The sequence below is a fragment of the Hoyosella levis genome (assembly GCF_026008515.1).
Taxonomy (GTDB): domain Bacteria; phylum Actinomycetota; class Actinomycetes; order Mycobacteriales; family Mycobacteriaceae; genus Lolliginicoccus; species Lolliginicoccus levis.
This window is the reverse complement of sequence record NZ_BQYM01000006.1, coordinates 112,166-134,622: the sequence shown is the minus strand read 5'-3', so window position 1 is coordinate 134,622 and position 22,457 is coordinate 112,166. Positions and strand designations below refer to the sequence as shown.

Here is a 22,457-nt window from a genome sequence, read left to right as displayed (position 1 = left end):
TGAACCGAGAAGCGACATTACCCTACCAATGAGTCTTGGTGCAAAACAGCAGGTAGCGGCGTTCTCGGTAGCATACTAGTCGCGATCGGCCAGCGTCACTTCCACCCCGCCCACGAGATCGGCGGTGAGGTTGTAGATGAACGACGCGAGCGTGAGCAACGCGGTGAGCAGGATCATATTGATGAACCCGATCGCCGCGGCCCATCCGAAGATCTGGCTCGCGCTGATGATCTCCCCGGTCGCACCTTCATTGAGCATGTCCGTGAACGCGCTGTTCAGCCGCTCCCACACGTTCATGAAGTCCAGCACGAGGTAGAGCATCCCCACCGCCGTCATCCAGACGAGGAAGAGCACGAGCGAGATGATCGACGACAGCTTCAACGTGGACCAGGGATCGATCTCCCGGATCTGCACGCTGGCCCGCAGACCTGCTTGTGCCTGCTTCGCCGTCATAGTGACCGGCGACCGGCGCGTGGGCGGCGCCGGGGTAGTTCCCGCCTTCTTGGCCGGATCGGGACTCGCCGTTTTATTCGCCGTCCCGGCGCTTCCTGCATCGGGGCTCTTGCCTGAGGCTGCCACCTAGGACTCCTCTGTCTTGGTCTCGATCTCTTCTGGCTCGTCCGCGTACCGGGCGATGGCTAGGAGGCTCTCGCCTTCTCCGAGGTTCATCAGCCGCACGCCCTTGGTCTGGCGGCCGGCCTTGCGCACCTGGCTCGCCGCGGTACGAATGACTCCTCCACCGGAGGTTATCGCATACAGCTCGTCCTTCATGTCCACGATCACCGCGCCCACCAGATTGCCGCGGCGAGGATCGTACTGAAGGGTCAGAACACCCTTGCCGCCGCGGTTCTGCACGGCGTACTCGGCGAGCGGGGTCCGCTTCGCGTATCCACCGGAAGTCCCGACCAGCAGGAACATGTCGTCCTGCACGACGTTGAGCGAAAGCAGCTCATCCTCGGAATTGAACCGCATCCCCTGCACGCCGGAGGTCGCCCGGCCCATGGGTCGCAGCGCGTCGTTGGTAGCGGAGAACCTGATTGCCTGGCCCAGCTTGGACACGAGGATCAGGTCTTCCTCGGCGGAGCACAGCACCGCGCCCACGAGCTCGTCGCTCTCGCGCAGGTTGACCGCGACAATGCCTCCACTGCGGTTGGAATCGAAATCCTCCAGGCGGGACTTCTTGACCAAACCGTTCCGGGTCGCGAGCACGAGGTACGGGGCATCCTGGTAGCCCTTGATCGCGATGACCTGGGCGATCTTCTCGCCCGGCTGGAACGCGAGGAGGTTGGCAACGTGCTGGCCCCGGGCTGTCCTGCTCATCTCGGGAAGCTCATAGGCCTTGACCCGGTAGACGCGGCCGAGGTTGGTGAAGAACAGGATCCAGTCATGGGTCGAGGTGACGAAGAAGTGGCGGACCATGTCGTCCTGCTTCAGGTCCGCTCCCTTGACCCCCTTGCCGCCGCGCCGCTGGCTCCGGTAGAGATCGGTCTTGGTGCGCTTGGCGTACCCGGTCTCGGTGATGGTGACCACGACGAACTCGCGAGCGATGAGGTCCTCGTCGGATACATCCCCGCTACCGGCGATGATCTTGGTTCGTCGCTCGTCGCCGAACTTCTCGACGACCTCAGCGAGCTCATCCTTGACGATCTGCCGCTGCCGATCGGGCCGCGCGAGAATGTCCTTGAGGTCCGCGATCTCGATCTCGATCTCGGCGAGCTCGTCGACGATCTTCTGCCGCTCGAGAGCAGCTAGGCGCCGGAGCTGCATGGCGAGGATCGCATCGGCCTGGATCTCGTCGACGTCGAGGAGATCCATCAGCCCCTCGCGGGCGATGTCCACGGTCGGCGAGCGCCGGATGAGAGCAATCACCTCGTCAAGGGCATCGAGCGCCTTGACCAGGCCACGCAGGATGTGCGCGCGCTCCTCGGCCTTCTGGAGCAGGTACTCGGTCCTGCGCCGGATGACGATGATCTGGTGGTCGACATAGAAGCGCACCATCTGGTCGAGACGGAGGGTGCGGGGCACGCCGTCGACGATGGAGAGCATGTTCGCGCCGAAGCTGGTCTGCAGCTGGGTGTGCTTGTAGAGGTTGTTGAGCACCACCTTGGCCACCGCGTCCCGCTTGACGGTGACAACGATGCGAAGGCCGACGCGGTCGGATGACTCGTCGTGGATGTCCGCTACTCCACCGATCCTGCCGTCCCTGACCTGGTCGGCGATCCCGTTGATGAAGTTGTCCGTGTTGACCTGGTAGGGCAGCTCGGTGATGACGATGGTGGTGCGGCCGCGGTTGTCCTCCTCGATCTCGGTGACACCGCGCATCTTGATCGAGCCCCGGCCCGTTGTATAGGCATCGTGGATGCCCTGGGTCCCGACGATCAATCCCGAGGTGGGGAAATCAGGGCCCTTGATGCGTTCCATGACCGCTTCGAGGGTGGCTTCCTCGTCCGCCTCATAGTTGTCGAGGCACCAGACGATGGCCTCCGCCACCTCGCGGAGGTTGTGCGGCGGGATGTTGGTAGCCATGCCGACCGCGATGCCGCCCGAGCCGTTCATGAGCAGGTTGGGCACCCGAGCGGGCAGGACGACGGGCTCCTGCGACTTGCCGTCGTAGTTCGGGATGAAATCGACTGTGTTCTTCTCGATGTCCCGGAGCATCTCCATCGCGAGCGGCGTGAGCTTGCACTCGGTGTAGCGCATCGCGGCAGCACCATCGTTGCCGCGGCTGCCAAAGTTGCCCTGGCCATCGACCAGCGGATAGCGCATCGACCAGGGCTGCGCCATGCGGACCAGCGTGTCGTAGATCGCCGAGTCGCCGTGGGGGTGGAAGTTTCCCATCGTGTCCGACACCGGCCGGGCGGACTTCACGTAGCTTCGCTCGGGGCGATAGCCGTTGTCGTGCATGGCATAGAGGATGCGGCGATGCACGGGCTTGAGCCCATCCCGGACCTCGGGTAGCGCGCGTCCCACGATCACGCTCATCGCGTAGTCGATATAGCTGCGCTGCATTTCCTGCTGAATATCAACAGGCTCGATGCGATCGCCGGCGCCACCCTCGGGCGGCAACGTGGTGTCCGTCATCAGATCCTTCTTCGTTTCCGTGCACTAGGTGGCAGCCGATGTTCGGCCTGGCACCCGGCCTATGGTGTCTTACCCTATCGATGCGTTCCGCGCGATCACGGGAGGCGCTGCGGCCTCATCGCGCTAGACGTCAAGGAACCGGACATCCTTCGCGTTGCGCGTGATGAAGCTACGCCTGGCGGCGACATCCTCGCCCATGAGGATCGAGAACAGCTCGTCGGCTGCCGCCGCGTCGTCGAGGGTGACCTGGCGCAGGACCCGCACCGAAGGATCCATCGTGGTTTCCCACAGCTCCTTTGGGTTCATCTCGCCAAGGCCCTTGTAGCGTTGGATGCCGTCATCCTTGTTGATCTTCTTGCCCGCCGCGAGCCCGGCCTCGAGCAATCCATCGCGCTCCCGGTCGGAGTAGGCGAAATCAGGCTCGGTGCGCTGCCACTTCAGCTTGTACAGCGGTGGCTGCGCGAGATACACGTGCCCATGCTCGACGAGGGGCCGCATGAACCGGAAGAGCAAGGTGAGCAGCAACGTCGCGATGTGCTGCCCATCGACGTCGGCATCGGCCATCAGAACGATCTTGTGGTAGCGCAGCTTCGCGATGTCGAACTCATCGTGGATGCCCGTGCCGAATGCCGTGATGATCGACTGGACCTCATTGTTCTTGAGGACCCTGTCGATGCGGGCCTTCTCCACATTGATGATCTTGCCGCGGATCGGCAGGATCGCCTGGTACATGGAGTCGCGACCCGACTTCGCTGACCCACCGGCCGAGTCGCCCTCCACGATGTAGATCTCGGACTTCGCGGGCTCCTTCGAGCGACAGTCCGCGAGCTTTCCGGGCAGGCCACCGAGATCAGTGGCGCTCTTGCGCCGAACGAGCTCGCGAGCCTTGCGTGCCGCCATGCGGGCCTGGGCGGAGGAGACCGCCTTGCTGACGATGATCTTGGACTCGGCCGGGTTCGACTCGAACCAATGCGCCAGGTGCTCGTTGCAGGTCTTCTGGACGAACGACCGGACCTCGGTATTGCCCAGCTTCGTCTTGGTCTGGCCCTCGAACTGTGGCTCCCCGACCTTCACGCTGACGATGGCGGCAAGCCCCTCGCGGATATCGTCTCCGGTGAGGTTGCCTTCCTTCTCCTTCAGGAGCTTCTTATCGCGCGCGTACCTGTTGACCACTCCGGTCAGCGCGGCACGGAAGCCTTCCTCGTGAGTACCGCCCTCGTGGGTATTGATCGTATTGGCGAAGGTGTGGACGGACTCCGAGTACCCGTTGTTCCACTGCATCGCTATCTCGAGCTCATGACCCGAGCCCTGCGCGCTGAATCCGACAACACTGTTGTGCATCGGCTGCTTCGTGCGGTTGAGGTGCTTGACGAAATCCTCGAGGCCACCGGGATAGTGGTAGACGCGCTTCTTGACCTTGTGCTCGACAGCGGGCTTGCTAGCGTCGTCCTCGTGGTGCCGGACCGGCTCCGCGGTGTCGCTGACAACCTCGTCAACGACCTCCGCGTCGGTGACCCTCTCGTCCGCGAGGCTGATCGTGAGCCCCTTGTTGAGGAAAGCCATCTCCTGCAGCCGCCGGGAGACGGTCTCGAAGTTGTACTCCGTGGTCTCGAAGATCCCAGGATCAGCCCAGAACGTCACAACCGTGCCCCGGCGGTCGGTGGGCTCCCCCTTCACCAGCTCGCCGGGCACCGAGTAGTTGTACTGCTGGGTCCAGTGATACCCGTCCCTGTCGATCTCGACCTCGACCCGCGTCGACAGTGCGTTGACCACCGAGATGCCCACGCCGTGAAGTCCGCCGGACACCGCGTAGGAGTCCGAATCAAACTTTCCGCCGGCATGCAGCTGCGTCATGACGACCTCTACGGTGGGCCGCCCCATCGCATGCATCTGAACAGGAATGCCACGGCCATCGTCACGCACCTCGACCCCACCGTCCGCGAGCAGGCGCACGCTCACCTCGCTGGCGTAGCCTGCCATCGCCTCATCGACGGAGTTATCGACAACCTCCCAGATCAGATGATGCAGGCCGCGCTCACCGGTCGAGCCGATGTACATGCCTGGGCGCTTGCGAACGGCCTCGAGGCCTTCGAGCACCGTGATCGAGGAAGCGTCGTAGTTTCCCTCTGTGCCGGGTGTCTTTCCTGATTTTTGAGCAGCCACGGTCAGGTAGCTCTCCTTCTACAGAGTCAGCACCGTCCCGCAAGCGGGCCGGTCGGGGAATAGCGGGTGGTCAGTCCTTCATCTTAGTCGCCGCCAGGGCGTTGTTGCTGCATCGTGGCCCGGCGCGGTGCGGTGCGGGCCGTCTAGCCAAACGTGTCCCGTGGGCCGCGGCCACGCACATGCCTGTTTCCCTTGCGCCAGTCCGCGACTTTCGGCCCATGGATCCGCAACGTTGTCACCACGCCATGACCAACTGATGCCGCGATCCGCGCCAGCACCTGCGACTGCATGTACCGAAGCTGTGTGGCCCATGCCGTGGAGACCGTCTCGATACTGAGCAAGCCCGCCTCCAGGCGCACGGGAGTCGCATGCTCGGCGATATCGGGGCCGACGATCCGCTCCCAGTGACTGATCACCGAGCCGCCCGAGATCTGCCCCGACCATCCACGCTGCTTCGCGATCTGGTTCGCCAGGGAACCGAGCGCCTGGGGGTCGCGAGAGTCCGGCTTCGGAGAGGACCACCCGCCTCTGCGCACTGGGCGAGCGGAGCGGGCCGGGATGGGGCGCACAGGGGCAGGAGGGCCCTCAGGCTGGGCAGTGCGCCCGCGCACCCGGGCCAGCGCCTTGCCCACCATGTCCATGCCCGTGGATGGAACCTCGCGGTCACTACCAGTGCCGTTGGCTGGCATCTGCTACACCCCCTCGCTCTCTGCGCGCCCTGGCGATCGAATGATCTCTGACACTCGCTGGCCCAGGCTATCGGGCAGGTCGGACAATATTGCCTGCACTCCAACAAGGCGCCCGCTGAGGGCCTCGGGAACATCCTCCCGCACCGCGGCGGTGACGAGCACCTGCTCGCTGTCGAGCGCGATCGCAACGAGGGCCTCGCGCCGTTTTCGATCTAGCTCGGCAAAGACATCGTCGAGCAGCAGGATGGGCTCCCAGCCCTCATCGCGGAGGAGCGCGAGCGAAGCGAGCCGGAGGGCCAGCGCGGTGGACCAGCTCTCGCCATGGCTGGCGAATCCCTTCACAGGCTGATCGCCCAGCATCAGGTCGAGATCATCGCGATGCGGTCCAACAAGGCAAACGCCCCGCTCGATCTCCTTATCGCGTATTGCCGGCAATTGCTCGAGGAACTTATTCTCGAGCGATTCCACGGAAACCGGCGAAGCATCCTCGGGAACATCGGCGAGGGAGCAGCGGTACTGCATTCGCGCCGGCCTGGAATCCGGTGCAATGCCGGCATAGGCGCGCGTGAAGAAGGGATCGAGCCGCTTCACCATGCGGAAACGCTCCTGGAGATATTCCGCGCCGGCTCTGGCGAGGTGCCTATCCCAGGTCTCCAGCGTCATTGCGGCCGCATCGTCGATTTTTCGCGCCCGCACGGTATGGCTGATCGACTTCAGCAGTGCTGAGCGCTGCCGGACCACTTTCTCGTAATCCGATCGCACTACGGAGTATCTCGGTCTGACCGCGACCATGAGTTCATCAATGTATCGTCGGCGCTCCGCGGGGTCACCCTTGACAATTGCAAGGTCCTCGGGCGCGAACATCACAGTATGAACAATTCCAAGCGTCTCCGAGGGCCGGCGCGCCGGCGAACGGTTGATCCAGGCCTTATTGGTCTTTCCCGGACGCAATCCAATATCAATCGCGAGCTCGCGGCCGGCATTGACGGCAATTCCGGAGATATGAGCCTCGTTTGTTCCCTGCCGGACCAGTGCCTGATCGGTGGACGCACGATGTGATCCAAGAATCGAGAGATAGCGCACGGCCTCCAGGATATTGGTCTTCCCTTGGCCGTTCCTCCCGACGAAGACCGTGCATCCCGGGGTGAGAGCGATATCAAGCTCGCGCCAGGACCTGAAGTCTCGCAGAGCGAGCTGGCGGAGGAACACGATGCCTAGCCAGGCAGCCGGACGGGCATCAGCAGATAGGTGTATTCACTATCGATGGCTGGAAATGCATTGCCGTCTGGCTCCGGGAGGACAACGTCAGCCGGCGCGGGTTGCAATACTGCCGGCCGGCTTGGCAGCGTGAATCCGAATATGACCTTGTCGGTATGGAGGGCATTAAGGCCGTCGATCAGGTAGCCAGGGTTGAACGCGATAACGAGTGGTTCCCCACTGAAATCCGCGTTCAAGGATTCTTCGGCCTGGCCGGCATCATCGCCGCCGGCTGTTATTTGAAGGCCTTCCTGAGAAAAATCCATTCGTACTTGCGCCCCACGCTCCGCGAGGAGCGCGACACGCTTGATCGCCTCGATCAATGGTGCGACCTCAAGTGCTGCTACTGCTGTATGGCTCTTTGGAAGCAGTTGCCGGAACTTGGGGAACTCGGCGTCAAGAAGTCGTGACGTGGTGCGCCGGCTTGAGCTTGTGACGCCAAGTATTCCTTCCGTTCCGAGCGTCGAGCCGGCACCAAGCGCGATCTTGACAACGGAGTTTTGTGCCCCGCCAATAGTTTTGCCGGCCTCGGATAGGGTTTTGGCCGGCACAAGAACCGCTGCATGGGGCTCAGTGTCCTCGGGAGCCCAGTCAATTCTACGGACTGCGAGGCGAAATCGATCGGTTGCTGCAAGAACGACAACCTGCTCGTCGATCTCCATGCGGATTCCCGTAAGCATTGGCAAGGTATCGTCCTTGCCGGCTGCGACCGCGACCTGGGAGATGGCTTCGGTGAATACATCACCACCGACGGAACCCGTGACCTGGGGAATTGCCGGCAACTGTGGGTAATCCTCGACTGGCATGGTGGGAAGGCTGAATCGGGCGTTCCCGCATACGATTCGCATCTTGGTGCCATCTAGCGCGACATCCACTGGGCGCGCCGGAAGTGACTTGGTGATATCCGCGAGCAGTCTTCCCGAGACAAGCACCCGCCCTGGATTCCCGACTTCCGCAGCGATGGTGATTTGTGCCGAGGTCTCGTAGTCGAACCCCGAGATCACTAGTCCCGCATCGGATGCCTCGAGAAGAACTCCACCAAGGACTGGAACCGCGGGACGACCAGGCAGGTTGCGCGCTACCCAGGTGACCCCATCGGCGAAATCGTCGCGCAGGACGCGGAAGGTGAGGTTGCCAGGTTCCATGGTGCGGACGTGTCCTCTCGACGCCCCGGCTGGTGCTCGGGTGTGGGGGTGGTCTCGGCGGTGCTCCATCACCCTAGTGCATCGAGCGGGCGGAGCGTGACGGAGTCGATGTGCGCGCCGTGGTGCCTTCGCGAGTGACCGTTCTCGAGCTCTAGCAGAGGCTCCGGGCGCCAGGTTTTGCACACTGCCTACTTTTATCTTTTTCTTCTAGTAAAAAACTAGTAGTAGTAATAGGTCCTGTGGATTGTGTGGATAAGGTGCCGGCTGCGCTGGTCAGCCATCGTTTCTGGATGGGGACAAGGGTGTGAATAGATGGGGGCCTAGATGTGGACGAATGTGTACAACTTCGTGGCCTGTGGGTAACCAGCCAAGTTGTGCACAGCTTATCCACAGCTTATCCCCAAGTTGTGCACAAGGGTCGAGCGGTGTTATCCACAGGTTGTCCACAAGATCCGACCTCCTGTGGACAACCTGTGGAGGCATGCTCAACCGGTTGGCAGTGTCGAGGCCTAGATCTTCGACCGCTGCCGGATCCGGGCCGTGAGCTCCTGGACCTGCTCGTAGACGCTGCGATTGCTATTCATGCCCGAGCGGACCTTCCGGTCGGCATGCATCACGGTCGTATGGTCGCGGCCGAATGCCTGGCCGATCTTGGGCAGTGAAAGGTCGGTCAGCTCCCGGCAGAGGTACATCGCGATCTGGCGGGCCTGCGCGACCGCCCGGGTGCGTCCTGGCCCGCACATCTCGTCCATCGTGATGCCGAAGTACTCGGCGACCGTGGTCATGATCGTGGCCGCGGTGATCTCCAGGCTGCGTGAATCAGGCGCGAGATCCCGCAGGACGATCTCCGCGAGGCGCAGGTCGATCAGTTGCTGGTTGAGCGAGGCGTAGGCAGTGACCCGGATCAGCGCCCCCTCGAGCTCGCGGATGTTGCGCTCGACCCGGCTAGCGATGAACGCGAGCACGTCGTCCGGGACCCGCAGCCGGTCCATCTGCGCCTTCTTGCTCAGGATAGCGATGCGGGTCTCGAGCTCCGGCGGCTGGACATCGGTGATCAGGCCCCACTCGAATCGGGTGCGCAGCCTCTCCTCGAGAGTGGCGAGCTGCTTGGGCGGACGATCGGATGAGATGAGGATCTGCTTGTTGGCGTTGTGCAGCGTATTGAACGTATGGAAGAACTCCTCCTGGATCCCCTCCTTGTTCTCGATGAACTGGATGTCATCGATGAGGAGGAGATCAACATCCCGATAGCGCCGCTTGAACGCAACCCGGCGGTCGTCCCTCAAGCTGTTGATGAAATCGTTCGTGAATTCCTCCGTGGACACATACTTGACGCGCATTCCAGGAAAGAGCTTCTGCGCGTAATGCCCAGTGGCGTGCAGGAGGTGAGTTTTACCCAGGCCTGACTCGCCCCAGACGAACAGGGGGTTGTAGGCCCTGGCCGGTGCCTCGGCGATCGCCACCGCCGCGGCGTGCGCGAACCGGTTGGACGCGCCGATGACAAAGGTGTCGAAGGTGTACTTCGGGTTCAGGCTCGATCGTGGCGATACTGGGCGGGGCGGCCTTGGCCCACCTGTCGTGTATGCAGCGGACCACGCGGACTCCTCGTGCCCGAACCCGCCGGGCTCGTCGCGGAGCGTGGAATCCTCCCGCTGCAGGAACGTCTCGCCGGACATCGGTGGCTCGTCGTCAACGTCTCCCAGCGCATATTCCGGCTCCGGCGCTGCCGAGCGCGGTGCTTCCTCGTCGCTCTCGTCCAGGGTCTCGGTCAAGGCGGCTGGGTCGACGCTGGTCGCATCGATGCGGACAGCCAGCTCGATCGGCTCCCCCAGGTGCCGGCTCAGCGTCTCGGTGATGATGTGCCGCAGGTTGCTCTCGATCGCCTTCTTGGCGAATGCGGTCGGTGCGGCGAGCAGCGCGAATCCATTGGAGATGTCCAGCGGTTTCACCAGCGGCAGGAGCGCGCGATCCTTCCTGCCGAGCATCGTGGGCCGGGCGCCGGGGCCGGTGCCCTCGATGAGCTCCTCGACCACGCTCATCCAGATCTCGGTGAGGTTCCGTGGATCATCCACCACGCTCAAGTCCTTCCGCTGCTCGTCCTGCACGATGGTCCTCAGGTGATGCGCACAAGGCATGCAGACCTGGGGTACCGCGGAGCACATTGCATGATCCGAGAGTGAGAACTAGCTGATCAGAGTGGTGCTTGCGCGCGATACCGATTTATCCACACAATTATCCACAGGTGTGGAGAACTGCGTGGAAGCCACGACGGTACACCGTCGGGGACGTTTCGCCGGCCAAGCCTGGCTGCCGAGCAGCACCAGGAGAGCCTCATGATCAACTTGTGGGCGCGGAAGAAGCGCTGAGTGACGCTAGCAAGCCATCGGGGCGCGTTGCAACGTTTTGGACAAGGTCGCAGGTCAGGTGACCCAGGTCACGCTCGGGAGCTAGGATCGCGGGAGATGTCGAGCAGGCCGGGCGGAGGCGCTCCACCCTGGTTTGACCACGCTCGCGAACCTGAGTAGTCTCGTGCAGTCACCAATGAATGCACGGCATTCGCATCCACGCAGGGGTGCGTCGATTATCTGAGGAGTGTTGACCGTGGCGAAGGGCAAGCGGACTTTCCAGCCTAACAATCGCCGCCGGGCGCGTGTTCACGGCTTTCGGCTCCGTATGCGCACCCGTGCCGGACGGAGCATCATCTCCGCTCGTCGTAGCAAGGGTCGCAGCGAGCTTTCCGCCTAGCAGCAACGCGCAGGGCGGGTTGATCAAGAGTGCTGCCCCAGCGGTATCGTCTTCGCAATTCCCACGACTTCTCGGTTGTGGTGCGTCGCGGTATCAAAGCCAAGCAGCGTGACCTCGTTCTCTACGTTCACCCCCGCGAGAGTGAGACGACCATGATTCATGGTCCTCGTGTGGGATTGATCGTCAGCAAGTCCGTGGGAAATGCTGTGGGCAGGCATCGCGTGTCGCGCATGTTGCGGCACGCTTTTCTCTTTGAATCCACGAATTTTGATCTCGACGCCGACATCGTCATCCGGGCCCTGCCCAGTGCCGGCTCAGCCACTACGGTCGCCCTCGCCGACCAGGTTCGCGCGGGGATCGCGATGACGAGCCGCCGAGGAAACAAGCGATGACCAGCGGAATAGGCACTAGCTTGCGAGCGATGCCGGCGCGGGTAGTGCTGGTGCTGGTCAATTTCTACCGGACCTGGATCTCGCCCTATCGGCTGCCGACCTGCCGCTTCACGCCCACGTGCAGCGAGTACGCGACGGAGGCGGTGCAGGAGCACGGCGCGGCCAAGGGTGTGGCTCTCGCACTGATCAGGCTGGCCAAGTGCGGGCCATGGCACCCCGGCGGCTGGGATCCGGTGCCGGAACGTCGGCATCGGCATGACGTAGCGTGCGAGAATGCTTCGACGGCGAGTGACAATGTGAACAGGAGTTCGTAGAGCAGTGCTCAACTTCATCTACTACCCGGTCTCTGGAATCTTGTGGTTCTGGCACAAGGTCTTCGGGCTTCTGCCGTTCCTCGGGCCAGATCACGGCGTTACCTGGGCACTGTCCGTAGTATTCCTCGTCTTTACCATCCGTGCGCTGCTCTACAAGCCATTCGTCAAGCAGGTCCGCACGACCCGGAAGATGCAAGAGCTGCAGCCGCAGATCAAGGCATTGCGCAAGAAGTACTCCAAAGACCGGCAGCGCATGGCGCTCGAGATGCAGAAGCTGCAGCGCGAGCATGGGTTCAACCCCCTGCTTGGCTGCCTACCGATCTTCGCGCAGGTCCCGGTCTTCATTGGCCTCTACCACGTGCTGATGTCCTTCAATAGGACGGGTGGCATCGGTCCGGGACGTCTCAGCATGACGCCTGAGCAGAACGTCAACGAGCCCAACTATGTGTTCAGTGTTCAAGACGTCCAGTCGTTCCTCGATGCTCGCCTGTTTGGCGCTCCCCTCTCGGCCGCGATCGCTCACGCGGAGGAGCTGTACCTGGCCTTCGATGTGCCAGAGTTGCAGAACGGCATTCCTAGCCGGACCGCTGTCGCTCTGATATCGGTTCCGCTGATGATCATCGCTTCGATCGCGACGCATCTGAATGCCCGGCATTCCATCTCGCGCCAGACCGCAGAGGTCGCGGACCAGCCACAAACGGCCGTGATGAACCGTCTTGCCCTCTATATCTTCCCCTTCGGCGTGCTTGTTGGTGGCCCGTTCCTACCGGTCGCAGTCCTGCTGTACTGGGTGAGCAACAACGCCTGGACACTCTTCCAGCAGAAGGTCGTCTATACCCAGATCGACAAGGAGGAAGAGGCCAAGCGGCTCGAGGCCATCGAGCGCCGCGACAGCTACGCTCCTCGTCCAGGGGCCCGGCCCGCTGTGGACAAGCGCTCCGGGACACCTCAGGAGCAGCCAGGCAACAGCCCGGAAGCCGGGGGCACCCCCGCTCCCCCGCGCGTCACCTCTCCCCAGCCGGGGGCCCGCCCAGCACGGCGGAACCCCAAGGCAAAGAAGCGGAAGCAGCGGCGACGCTGAAGGCTCCCTCGATGACTTTTTCGCTGTCCAATTGCTAGGAGAGTATTCACGTGACCGTGGCCAATCCGACTGGTAACCAGTCGACTGACGATCTCGAAGAGCGCCTCGTCGAAGAGGGCGAGCATGCTGCCGACTATCTGGAGCAACTGCTCGACATCCTCGACTATGACGGGGATATTGATCTTGATGTAGAGGGTGATCGCGCGATCGTGGCTATCGATGGTGGCGACGATCTCAATAAGCTCGTGGGCAAGCACGGCGAGGTCCTAGACGCGTTGCAGGAGCTGACGCGTCTTGCGGTCCAGCAATCCACGGGCTCCCGCAGCCGCCTCATGCTCGACATCGCGAGCTGGCGCGCCGGCCGGCGCAGTGAGCTAGCAGCGCTCGGCAGCAAGGTAGGCCAGCGCGTCAAGAACACCGGCGTGTCCGAGGCCTTGAGGCCCATGACGCCGTTCGAGCGAAAGATCGTTCACGATGCTGTCGCTGAGGTCGAGGGTGTGCATAGCGAGAGCGAGGGCCAGGAGCCCAACCGTCACGTCGTGGTACTCCCCGACTGAGGGATTGCTCCGCGGTCGACCCGATATCGTTCCTGAAAGCAGCGGGAGCGCAGGCCTATAGCCCCGGCTATTGTTTCGTCACATGACGCTACGGTGGTCGGGGCTTGGTGCTTTCTGCTCCGGGGTCAATTCTGGAACATTCGATCTGTTGCCCCGGCTCTCGCAGTGTCGTCCGTCAGCGCCCCAGCGTGTTTGTCATACTGGTGACTAGCCCTGGCGCGCCCCGTGAGTGCCGCTTCGTGGCAAGCCTTGCCCAATCCCTGAAGAACTGGATGTTTCACGTGAAACAAGTCCCGGATGAATTCCGCGACGCTGTTGAATCACTGTTCGCCGCTCGCTTGCCCCTGGCGCAGCAATACCATGATTTTCTTGCAGGACCCGGAGTGGAGCGCGGCGTCATCGGACCGCGCGAGGTCGACAGGCTCTGGGAGCGCCACATTCTCAACAGCGCTGCCATCGAGGCCGCGATCGAGCAATCGGCGAGCGTGGTGGATGTGGGAAGCGGTGGCGGGTTGCCAGGGATCCCCCTTGCCATCGCGCGCCCGGATCTTACAGTGACCCTCGTCGAGCCGATGATGAGGCGGACTGACTTCCTGGAAGAGTTCCAGCAGGAATCGGGACTCTCTATCAAGATCGTGAGGGGTCGCGCGGACGACGCCAATGTGCTCAAGGATGCCGGAGGTGCAGATATAGCCACTTCGCGAGCCGTCGCCCCGTTGCTGAAGCTGCTGAGGTGGTCGCTGCCGCTGGTCCGTCCGGGCGGTGAGGTCATAGCGATCAAGGGAAGCAGTGTCCATGATGAGATCGCCCGCGATGCCAAGGGATTCAAGAAGCTGGGCGTCGTGGACGTCACCGTCGAGCAATGCGGCGCCGACATCCTCGAAACCCCGACCACAGTAGTGCGCATCCGCAAGGCCAGTCGACAAAGGCGCCGAACCGAGCAGAACAGGAACTGATCATGTCGGACGACCTAAGAACCAGTGTTTCACGTGAAACATCGCGCGACACCACGCCAGCGTCCGTCGCCGATGCCGAAATGGATGGCCTCATCGGGAGCATCCTCGCGGACTCCCCCATCGCCGCCGCTGCACAGCGCGCGACAAGCTTTCATCACCGCACAGCGGAGCCCCTCCCTAAACCGTCTCAGTCGCGGGTGTTCACGGTAGCGAACCAAAAGGGCGGAGTCGGCAAGACGACAACGACGGTCAACCTTGCCGTAGCCCTCGCGATCCACGGTTTGAACGTGCTCGTTATCGACCTCGACCCACAAGGAAACGCCAGCACCGCCCTCGGTGCGGAGCACGGTTCTGGAACACCGTCGAGCTATGAGATGCTCCTCGGGGACATCGAGCCAGGTGAAGCCATCCAGCAATCGACGGCGAGCGAGAACCTTCACGTCATACCGGCGACCATCGACCTCGCCGGGGCCGAGATCGAGCTAGTCACGCTCGAAGGCCGAGAGCACAAGCTGAAGCGAGTGCTCGGTTCGCCAGAGATCCAGCGGCGGGGATTCGACTACATCCTGATCGACTGCCCACCGTCGCTCGGCCTCCTGACGCTCAATGCGATGGTGGCCGCCACCGAAGTGCTGATCCCGATCCAGTGCGAGTACTACGCCCTCGAAGGCGTCGGCCAGTTGCTCAACAACATCGAGCTTGTTCGAGCACACCTGAATCCACGGTTGAGCATCTCTACCATCCTGCTCACGATGTACGACGCGCGAACCAAGCTTGCAGAGCAGGTGGCGAGCGAGGTTCGCGAGCACTTCGGCGATGTCGTGCTGCGAACCGTCATCCCGCGCAGCGTGAAGGTATCGGAAGCACCGGGATACGGCATGAGTGTTATCGAATACGATGCAGGATCGCGAGGCGCCATGAGCTACCTTGATGCAGGGCGCGAGATCGCGAACCGAGCAAGGGATACGGTGAGGAGTTCGCGTGGATAGAGCAACGCAGATGAACCAGAACAAGCGGGGCGGACTCGGGCGTGGGCTCGCGGCACTCATCCCCACCGGCCCCACCAACGCCCCGCAGCTCGGATCCGCAGCCGCGGATGTTGTGATCGGCCGAGATCCGTCGGTCGATCACGAGCCAGTGCATAGCATGGGGCAGACCAGGCCCGCGTCGATAGGAATCGATGAGCGTCAGCCAGCCGCGGACGAGGCTGCTGCCGTATACCGCGAGATCGATCCCAGCCTGATCGACCCGAACCCGCGGCAGCCGCGGCAGGTCTTCGACGATGAGTCGCTCGATGAGCTCGTTCACTCGATCCGCGAGTTCGGCATGATGCAGCCCATCGTCGTGCGCGAGGTCAACGAGCGCTTCCAGCTAGTCATGGGCGAGCGCCGGTGGCGCGCAGCGCTAGTGCTGGGAATGACGGCGATCCCGGTGATCGTCCGGCAGACTGCCGATGAGGCGATGCTGCGCGATGCTCTGCTGGAGAACATCCACCGCGTCCAGCTCAATCCGCTCGAGGAAGCCGCGGCCTACCAGCAGCTCCTCGAGGAGTTCGGGGTGACCCACGACGAGCTTGCTGCCCGCATCGGACGATCACGGCCGATGGTGACCAACATGATCAGGCTGCTCAAGCTTCCTATCGCGGTCCAGCGCCGAGTGGCCGCCGGTGTCCTCTCCGCAGGGCACGCACGAGCACTCCTCGCGATAAACGTGGGCGCAGCCGCGCAGGAGCAATTGGCCGCGCGCATCGTTGCCGAGGGACTGTCCGTCCGGGCGACCGAGGAAGCCGTAACGATGCTCAACCGGTCCGGTCCCGCGGCCCAGGACAGCAAGCCCCGGCGCACCACCACTCCCCCGCCGCCGGAGATGACCGAACTCGCCAACAAGCTCAGTGACAATTTCGACACCAAGGTCACTGTTACCCTCGGCAAGCGGAAGGGCAAGCTCGTTGTCGAGTTCGGCTCTGCCGAGGACCTCGAGCGCATCGTTGGAATGATGCAGGCATCATCCTGAGCCGCCAGGCAACCGGTATCCTGATCCTGACCAACGAGGAAGCACCCCCTATTCACCGCTTGCGGTCAAGCGCAAGTTCCGGCATGGAGGACGGCCAGCAACGTGATGACACGGGTCCATCCCCTCACTCTGGGATCTCTGGCGGATCTCCCCGATCACGCCCGCCGATGCCTGTTCTGGGAGATGGAGCCGGGCGATACCACCACGCCGCACGCGCAATGCGACCTTGAGTTCGAGAAGGAAGCGTGGATCTCCTCGGTCACACTGAGCTGGGGATCCTGCGGGCAGTTGCTCTACCACTCGAAGGGCGACTCCTCGGAGGAGATCGTGGCAGGCTGCGCGCTCTATGCGCCGCCAAGCAGTGTGCCGCGGGCGGCATCTTTCCCCACGTCACCAGTCAGTGCGGATGCGGTCCTTCTCACCACGCTGCGGGTCAACGAGTTCGCGCTCTCCCAGGGTTACCAGGAGATCCTGCTGCAGGCAGTCATCAGCGACCTCGTGCGACGCGGCGTGCGCGCCATCGAGGCATTTGGCCATGAGCATGACGCCGTTATCAGCTGGTACGAGCAACACTTGGTGCACAACCGGCCGGGTGATTGCCTCCCGAGCACGTGCATGATCCCTGCCTCGCTCCTGCGTGACTCTCGATTCGTCGAGGTTGCTCCGCATCCGGATTACCCACGCTTCCGCTACGAGCTGGACACCGACCACGGCTGGAAGGCTGACGTCGAGTCAGCTCTCATGCGCCTCGTCGAGACATCCACCATCACGCTGCCCTCCCCCGCGCCCGTCTCGTAGGACAAAGTCCGCTGGGAGTGATCCTGGACGAAAGAGGGCGGGTTGTTCCCTTGGGAACAACCCGCCCTCTTTCGTGGCTCGAGCAATAGGCCCGACTACTCGCTGCGACCCTCGACAGCGAGCTCGTGCGCGAGAAGCTCGGCAAAAGTGAATGTCCCGGTCGGCTGATCGTCCTTGCCGAGCAGGTACAGCCGCTTCACCGCGACCACCACGCCCTCGGCAATGACATCGCGCATCCGGGGGTCGGCCAGCATCGCGAGGTCCTCGGGACTAGTGACATATCCAACGTCGATCTGTACGGCCGGCATGCGCGTCAGGCGCAGGATGTCCCAGCTGCGCCCATGCGAGCGGCAATCGAGCATCCCCGTCCGCGCCACGATCTCACGCTGCAGGAAGCCCGCGAGCACCGCGCCGATCGTTGACTCCGAGCCATTGGGAACACCGTAGTGAAATGTTGCTACGCCCTTCGCCGTGGCGGAATCACTGCGCGCGCATTGCAGCGAGATGATCAGGTCAGCGTTCAAGCTGTTCGCCATCTCCGCCCGGTCCATCACGGAGGGGCACTTGCCACGCGGGCGGCTGAGAAAGGTCTCCATGCCGGTCGCGCCCATGCGACCCTCGATCCGGTTGGCGAGATCCCACAGGATCTCGGCCTCGGTCAGTGGACCACGCGGCCCGTCGACGGTGATGCCTGTCGTATCGCCGCCGAGGCCTGGGTCAATGATGATGCGCTTGTTGCGGAGCTTCGGGCCTGATTGCCGCACGACTTCCTCAGCCAGGATCGCGTGGGGCGATCCACCCGTCACCCGTGCGCCCAGCATCTCGAGAGAGCGCAGCGTCTCGGGCCCGCAGATGCCATCGACAACGAGGCCGAACTCGCGCTGGTACGAGCTCAAGGCACTGTGTGTTCCTGGACCGAAGTACCCGTCGATCATGTCGGTGTAGAAGCCGAGATCCTGCAGGCGCGTCTGCAGCGCGGCGACGTCATCGCCGAACTGAGGGGCAGAGACGTGGTAGGCGAGGATCCGGGCGCCAAGCCGATAGCCAGCTTCCTGGAGAGCTCGCGAGGTCGCTTTGCCGACGATGCCGTCGACGAGAAGGCCGCGCTGCTGCTGAAACGCGCGGACCGCGGTATCGAGCACGGAGTCGAAGATGGACCGTGCTTCTTCCAGATCACCATCGTCGTGCAGGAAACCGAGGCTCACGAGGCGCAATCGAGCCTCGGCCACAGCTGGGCCAGAATCTCCTAGCCGAAGATTGTGCATACCGCGGGCCTCTTTCTCGGGAGCGCGCTGGTCCGCGACGCGAAGCCCGGCACCACGGCCAGTGGCAATGCACGGGAGTCCTCGCGTCGGCAGCCCAGCACACGGTCAGCAGCGATTCGTGGAGGCACAGCCGCGCCCCCACGAATCATCCTACTTGGTCGGTGCTCCCGGCAGAGAAACTACAGGTGGTTTTCGATCTCCTTGAGCAGGGCAGCCTTTGACTTCGCGCCCACGATCGTGGAAACCGGCTTTCCGCCCTTGAAAAGGATCATGGTCGGGATCGAGAGGATCTGGAAGTCGCGCGCAATCGCCTGGTTGGCATCGATATCGACCTTAGCGATCGTGAGCTGCTCCGCCTTCTCCCGGGAGATCTCCTCGAGCACGGGGGCGACCATTCGGCAGGGTCCGCACCAGGTCGCCCAGAAATCCACGAGCACGGGCTTGTCGCTCTTGAGGACGTCATCAGCGAATGATGAGTCGGTGACGGTGATGGTGGACATGAATGACCTTTCCTGTTCCTACGTTGCGGCGACAGCGGAGGCGGTGACGGGGGTGGATGGAGCATGCTCGGCAAGCCAGCGCTCCGCATCGATCGCGGCGGCGCATCCAGTGCCCGCGGCTGTGATCGCTTGCCGATAGGTGTGGTCCACGAGGTCGCCGGCGGCGAAGACTCCTGGTAGCGAGGTGGCCGTGGACGGGGACGAGACTGCAACATAGCCGGCGTCATCGAGCGCGACCTGCCCGCGCACGAGCTCACTGCGCGGATCATGCCCGATCGCCACGAAAACGCCCGTGACCGGCAGGTCACGCTGCTCGCCGGTGACGGTGTCGGTGATGCGTAGACCGCTGACGCTCTTGTCGCCAAGCATCTCGTCCACGCGGGCATTGGTGACGAAGCTGATCTTCTCGTTGTCGCGGGCGCGCTCGAGCATGATCCGGGAGGCACGGAACTCCTCGCGACGGTGCACGACGGTCACGCTCCGTGCGAAGCGGGTGAGGAAGGTAGCCTCCTCCATCGCGGAATCGCCGCCGCCGATGACAGCGATGTCCTGGTCGCGGAAGAAGAACCCGTCGCAGGTGGCGCAGGAGCTGACGCCGCGCCCGAGAAGGCGCTCCTCCCCGGGAACACCGAGGTAGCGGGCGGCCGCGCCCATGGCAAGGATGACAGCGCGGGCCTTGTGCTCCACTCCCCCGGCGGTGACGGTCTTGATCTCGCCCTCGAGGTTGATCTCGGATACATCCTCGGTGCGGATGTCGGTGCCGAATCGCTTGGCCTGCTCGCGCATCTCGTCCATCAGGCTTGGCCCCATGATTCCTTCCTGGAATCCGGGGAAGTTCTCCACCTCGGTAGTCGTCATCAGGGCCCCACCGAACTGCGTTCCCTCGAACTGCAGGGGCGCTAGCTGCGCCCGCGCGGTGTAGACGGCCGCGGTGTATCCGGCCGGTCCGGATCCGACGATGATGACATCATGGACATCGGTTTCCGTGCTCTGTGCGCTGGCTTCGGCTGTAGTCATTCGGGCCTTCCCTGATCGCGTCCACCGCGGCGTGCCCGTGGTGAACCCCTTCTGCTGTGTGACAACACAAGGCTAATCGGGGTTGTTCCCGGATGCAGGCACCAATCGGTGCCTTTGTCCGTGTCAGCGCGGCGCGAGCTCGGCAGCAATGCCAGAGAGGGCGATCCGCAGCTTGCGATCGAACCAGTCGCGCGGGCGCTGCGCGATTGCCTGCTGCCCCGCATCAAGGGTGTCTTGCATGGATTCCTCGTGCTCCGGCTCCACCCGCGGCCAGGATTGGGCAAGCTCGGAGCGCGACGGCATGGAGGCCGAGGGTACGCGACCGTCCATCTGCTCGGCCCGGCGGCAATGATCGATGACCAGCCCTGTCACGAGGTCCAGGGCGAGGACGGCGTCGGTGGGGCTGAACGCCATCCTGGTGAGGCACGCCATCAGGGTGGCGCCACGCTGCAGGATCATCGGCGAGTAGGTGCCGGCGGCTAGCTCGGTGGCGATGCCCGGGTAGGCGTCACACATGTCGAAGAGGGCGTGCGCTGTCTCGCGGAGGAAGGCTTGCCAGTCCTCGCATTGCTCGGGAAACTCAGCAAGGGTCACGGCCCGGTCGATGGCATTGCGAACGAGATCATCACGACCGCTGACATATCGGTACAGCGTGGCATGGTTGACGCCGAGACGCTGGGCGACGGAGGTCATGGTGATCGCCGCGACGCCCATCTCCAGCGCGGCAGCTGTGATCTGTTCGCTGGTCACCATTGCCGGGCGGCCCCGGCGGCGCCGTGCATCGGTTGGTTGCCGCGCGAGCTGCAGCGCGGACGGATCAGTCGCAAGCGGACTGTGGCCTTCCCCGGCGTGTTGTGCCATACCTCACAAAATACCGGACAAGTCCGAAATATCCGAAGATGCGCCCCCTATTCAGGGGACATTTCATGCGCGTCCCCTGCAGCTACTGCCCTGCAGCTACTACCCGGGCGCGCCGACCACCTGCTTGTCGAGGATTCCTGTCTCGTTGGGGCCGCAACCACTTTCGATGCTCAGGACGAGCATCCCTGCTCCTGACGGAGCGGGCACTAGCACCCGAAACCTGGCAGGAGATCCTTCCCTGGGACCATCCGTAGGTCGGATCGCCTCGACACCGATCACCTCGATGCTGCGCGGCAGTCCCGCCGCCTCGAGGCACCGGTGCAACCGCTCCCCCGCGAGCAGCCCAGCACTTTCCTGCCCCGGCTCCTGTCCGCGATTCTCGAACCCCCACGGGCCCGTGGTACTGGCGCCCGGCGGAGTAGTGGCATCGCCCGAGGTGCCGAGGAGATCGCTGATCCGGGGTGACAGCACCATCATGCCCGCGACAGCGGCAGCGCAGGCGACCGCAGCGACCACGTAGCGATAAGATCCATTCCCCCGCGGCCGCCGCGGATCCCGGGGTGCCCTGTCGCGCTCGCGCGCCGCTTCAGCCAGCGTCGAGTCGAGCTGCCGGGACAGGTGCGCGGGCAGATCATCGCCCCTCGCTCCGCTTCCGGGATGGTCCGGCGAGAGCTGACCGAGCATCTGCTGCACCTCGTCGAGCTCGCCGAGGAAGGCGCAGGCCTCGGGGTCGAGGTGCAGCCGGTCCCGGATATGCGACGCAGTAGGTCCGGCAAGCACGCCAGCATGCAGTTCGCTGATCAGCTGCCGGTCATAGGGCGGCTCGGGAAGGACTGGTTCCCGTTGTGTCCGGGTTGGCAGCGATCCACCTCCTGGTGACGAAGCTGGGCGTGCCTGGTTCTTGTTCACCACACTATGTATTGACGCGCGGGAACGCTGATCGGTTCCGTTCCGGATGAAACTCCGAAAGAATTTCTGCAAGCTTCAACCTTCCACGGGCGCAGCGGCTCTTCACCGTGCCAATCGGAATCCCGAGCACCTCCGCCGCCTCGGCCACCGGGTACCCCTCCACGTCCACGGTGACCACGGCCGCGCGCTGCTCCGCTGGAAGCAGCATCAACGCGCGATCGATGGCCTCGGCAACATCATCGCCGGAATGCGGGCCCTCCACCAACCCCACATGGTCCACGATCGATGCATTGAGCGGAATCGCAGGACGAACCCGGTTCCGGCGCATGCGGTCGAGGCAGGAATTGACCACGATGCGGTGCAGCCAGCTGCGCACAGCAGCATCCGCCCGGTATCCCGCGGCCATGCGGAAGGCCGAGAGCATGGCCTCCTGCAATGCATCGGCCGCGTCCTCGTCGCAATAACTTGTTCTCTTCGCCACTCGCCACAAGTACCGCTGATGACGATGGATAAGTTCAGCGAAAGCCTGAGTGTCCCCCGACACATGTGCGGCAATCAATTCCCTATCCGACATCGCGGACGTGGCGACCCCCCTTGTGTGTCGCACAGCACCAGAATATCGCGAAGCGGGGCCATGCACGAGTCGAGGCGTGCATAGCCCCGCAAAAGCGCTCGGGCCCCCCACGTGGGAGGGCCCGAGCAGGAACACGGGAA

General features: G+C 63.4%; 22 protein-coding genes. 9 read left to right on the top strand and 13 right to left on the bottom strand.

Features of this window, described 5'->3' with window-relative positions; genetic code table 11:
• Positions 1-75: 75 nt before the first annotated feature.
• The 7 genes from QC765_RS08280 to dnaA form a co-directional block, all read right to left on the bottom strand.
• Positions 76-579, bottom strand: coding sequence for a DUF3566 domain-containing protein (locus tag QC765_RS08280; RefSeq protein WP_278313969.1), 504 nt, complete (start codon positions 577-579; stop codon positions 76-78).
• The gene (gene gyrA, locus QC765_RS08275; RefSeq protein WP_278313968.1) at positions 580-3,081 is read right to left on the bottom strand and encodes a DNA gyrase subunit A; all 2,502 of its coding nucleotides are present in this window, start codon (positions 3,079-3,081) and stop codon (positions 580-582) included. It lies immediately after the preceding gene.
• Positions 3,082-3,204: 123 nt separating this feature from the next.
• The gene (gene gyrB / locus QC765_RS08270; protein ID WP_278313967.1) at positions 3,205-5,244 is read right to left on the bottom strand and encodes a DNA topoisomerase (ATP-hydrolyzing) subunit B; all 2,040 of its coding nucleotides are present in this window, start codon (positions 5,242-5,244) and stop codon (positions 3,205-3,207) included.
• 143 nt (positions 5,245-5,387) lie between these two features.
• Entirely contained in the window at positions 5,388-5,933 is a 546-nt protein-coding gene (locus QC765_RS08265) for a DciA family protein (protein ID WP_278313966.1), read from the bottom strand.
• 3 nt (positions 5,934-5,936) lie between these two features.
• On the bottom strand, positions 5,937-7,142 hold the full coding sequence (gene recF, locus QC765_RS08260) for a DNA replication/repair protein RecF (protein WP_278313965.1): 1,206 nt from the start codon (positions 7,140-7,142) through the stop codon (positions 5,937-5,939).
• Positions 7,143-7,147: 5 nt separating this feature from the next.
• Positions 7,148-8,335 (bottom strand): DNA polymerase III subunit beta, encoded by a 1,188-nt coding sequence (gene dnaN, locus QC765_RS08255; RefSeq protein ID WP_278313964.1) that lies wholly within the window; start codon positions 8,333-8,335, stop codon positions 7,148-7,150.
• Positions 8,336-8,844: 509 nt separating this feature from the next.
• Positions 8,845-10,374, bottom strand: a complete 1,530-nt coding sequence (gene dnaA, locus QC765_RS08250; RefSeq protein WP_373876714.1) for a chromosomal replication initiator protein DnaA — start codon at positions 10,372-10,374, stop codon at positions 8,845-8,847.
• 562 nt (positions 10,375-10,936) lie between these two features.
• Between dnaA and rpmH the strand changes: the two genes are divergently transcribed.
• The 9 genes from rpmH to QC765_RS08205 all read left to right on the top strand — a co-directional run bounded on the left by rpmH (position 10,937) and on the right by QC765_RS08205 (position 17,191).
• Positions 10,937-11,080, top strand: coding sequence for a 50S ribosomal protein L34 (gene rpmH, locus QC765_RS08245; protein WP_149360249.1), 144 nt, complete (start codon positions 10,937-10,939; stop codon positions 11,078-11,080).
• A gap of 29 nt (positions 11,081-11,109) precedes the next feature.
• Positions 11,110-11,472 (top strand): ribonuclease P protein component, encoded by a 363-nt coding sequence (rnpA, locus tag QC765_RS08240; RefSeq protein WP_278313962.1) that lies wholly within the window; start codon positions 11,110-11,112, stop codon positions 11,470-11,472.
• Positions 11,469-11,786 carry a membrane protein insertion efficiency factor YidD gene (gene yidD, locus QC765_RS08235; protein ID WP_278313961.1) on the top strand — a complete coding sequence of 106 codons (318 nt, stop codon included), beginning with the start codon at positions 11,469-11,471 and terminating at the stop codon, positions 11,784-11,786. The genes rnpA and yidD overlap by 4 nt, the downstream gene beginning before the upstream one ends.
• A 4-nt stretch (positions 11,787-11,790) precedes the next feature.
• Entirely contained in the window at positions 11,791-12,867 is a 1,077-nt protein-coding gene (yidC, locus tag QC765_RS08230) for a membrane protein insertase YidC (protein ID WP_278313960.1), read from the top strand.
• Between the two features lie 44 nt (positions 12,868-12,911).
• On the top strand, positions 12,912-13,424 hold the full coding sequence (locus QC765_RS08225) for a Jag family protein (RefSeq protein WP_373876713.1): 513 nt from the start codon (positions 12,912-12,914) through the stop codon (positions 13,422-13,424).
• Between the two features lie 272 nt (positions 13,425-13,696).
• The gene (gene rsmG / locus QC765_RS08220; protein WP_278314056.1) at positions 13,697-14,380 is read left to right on the top strand and encodes a 16S rRNA (guanine(527)-N(7))-methyltransferase RsmG; all 684 of its coding nucleotides are present in this window, start codon (positions 13,697-13,699) and stop codon (positions 14,378-14,380) included.
• Positions 14,381-14,382: 2 nt separating this feature from the next.
• Entirely contained in the window at positions 14,383-15,369 is a 987-nt protein-coding gene (locus QC765_RS08215) for a ParA family protein (protein WP_278313958.1), read from the top strand.
• Between the two features lie 10 nt (positions 15,370-15,379).
• Complete coding sequence (locus QC765_RS08210; protein ID WP_278314055.1) at positions 15,380-16,393, top strand: ParB/RepB/Spo0J family partition protein; 1,014 nt, start codon at positions 15,380-15,382, stop codon at positions 16,391-16,393.
• A gap of 102 nt (positions 16,394-16,495) precedes the next feature.
• Positions 16,496-17,191, top strand: coding sequence for a GNAT family N-acetyltransferase (locus QC765_RS08205; RefSeq protein ID WP_373876708.1), 696 nt, complete (start codon positions 16,496-16,498; stop codon positions 17,189-17,191).
• Positions 17,192-17,286: 95 nt separating this feature from the next.
• Here QC765_RS08205 and QC765_RS08200 read toward each other — a convergent pair whose 3' ends face one another.
• The 6 genes from QC765_RS08200 to sigM form a co-directional block, all read right to left on the bottom strand.
• Complete coding sequence (locus QC765_RS08200; protein ID WP_278313957.1) at positions 17,287-18,456, bottom strand: N-acetylmuramoyl-L-alanine amidase; 1,170 nt, start codon at positions 18,454-18,456, stop codon at positions 17,287-17,289.
• 179 nt (positions 18,457-18,635) lie between these two features.
• Positions 18,636-18,956: a thioredoxin gene (gene trxA, locus QC765_RS08195; protein ID WP_278313956.1), complete on the bottom strand. Its 321-nt coding sequence runs from the start codon at positions 18,954-18,956 to the stop codon at positions 18,636-18,638.
• Between the two features lie 18 nt (positions 18,957-18,974).
• Entirely contained in the window at positions 18,975-19,973 is a 999-nt protein-coding gene (trxB, locus tag QC765_RS08190) for a thioredoxin-disulfide reductase (protein WP_278313955.1), read from the bottom strand.
• 123 nt (positions 19,974-20,096) lie between these two features.
• The gene (locus tag QC765_RS08185; RefSeq protein WP_278313954.1) at positions 20,097-20,834 is read right to left on the bottom strand and encodes a TetR/AcrR family transcriptional regulator; all 738 of its coding nucleotides are present in this window, start codon (positions 20,832-20,834) and stop codon (positions 20,097-20,099) included.
• 99 nt (positions 20,835-20,933) lie between these two features.
• Positions 20,934-21,743 (bottom strand): RsmA family anti-sigma factor, encoded by an 810-nt coding sequence (locus tag QC765_RS08180; RefSeq protein ID WP_278313952.1) that lies wholly within the window; start codon positions 21,741-21,743, stop codon positions 20,934-20,936.
• Between the two features lie 4 nt (positions 21,744-21,747).
• Positions 21,748-22,317 carry an RNA polymerase sigma factor SigM gene (gene sigM / locus QC765_RS08175; RefSeq protein ID WP_373876707.1) on the bottom strand — a complete coding sequence of 190 codons (570 nt, stop codon included), beginning with the start codon at positions 22,315-22,317 and terminating at the stop codon, positions 21,748-21,750.
• Positions 22,318-22,457 lie beyond the last annotated feature (140 nt).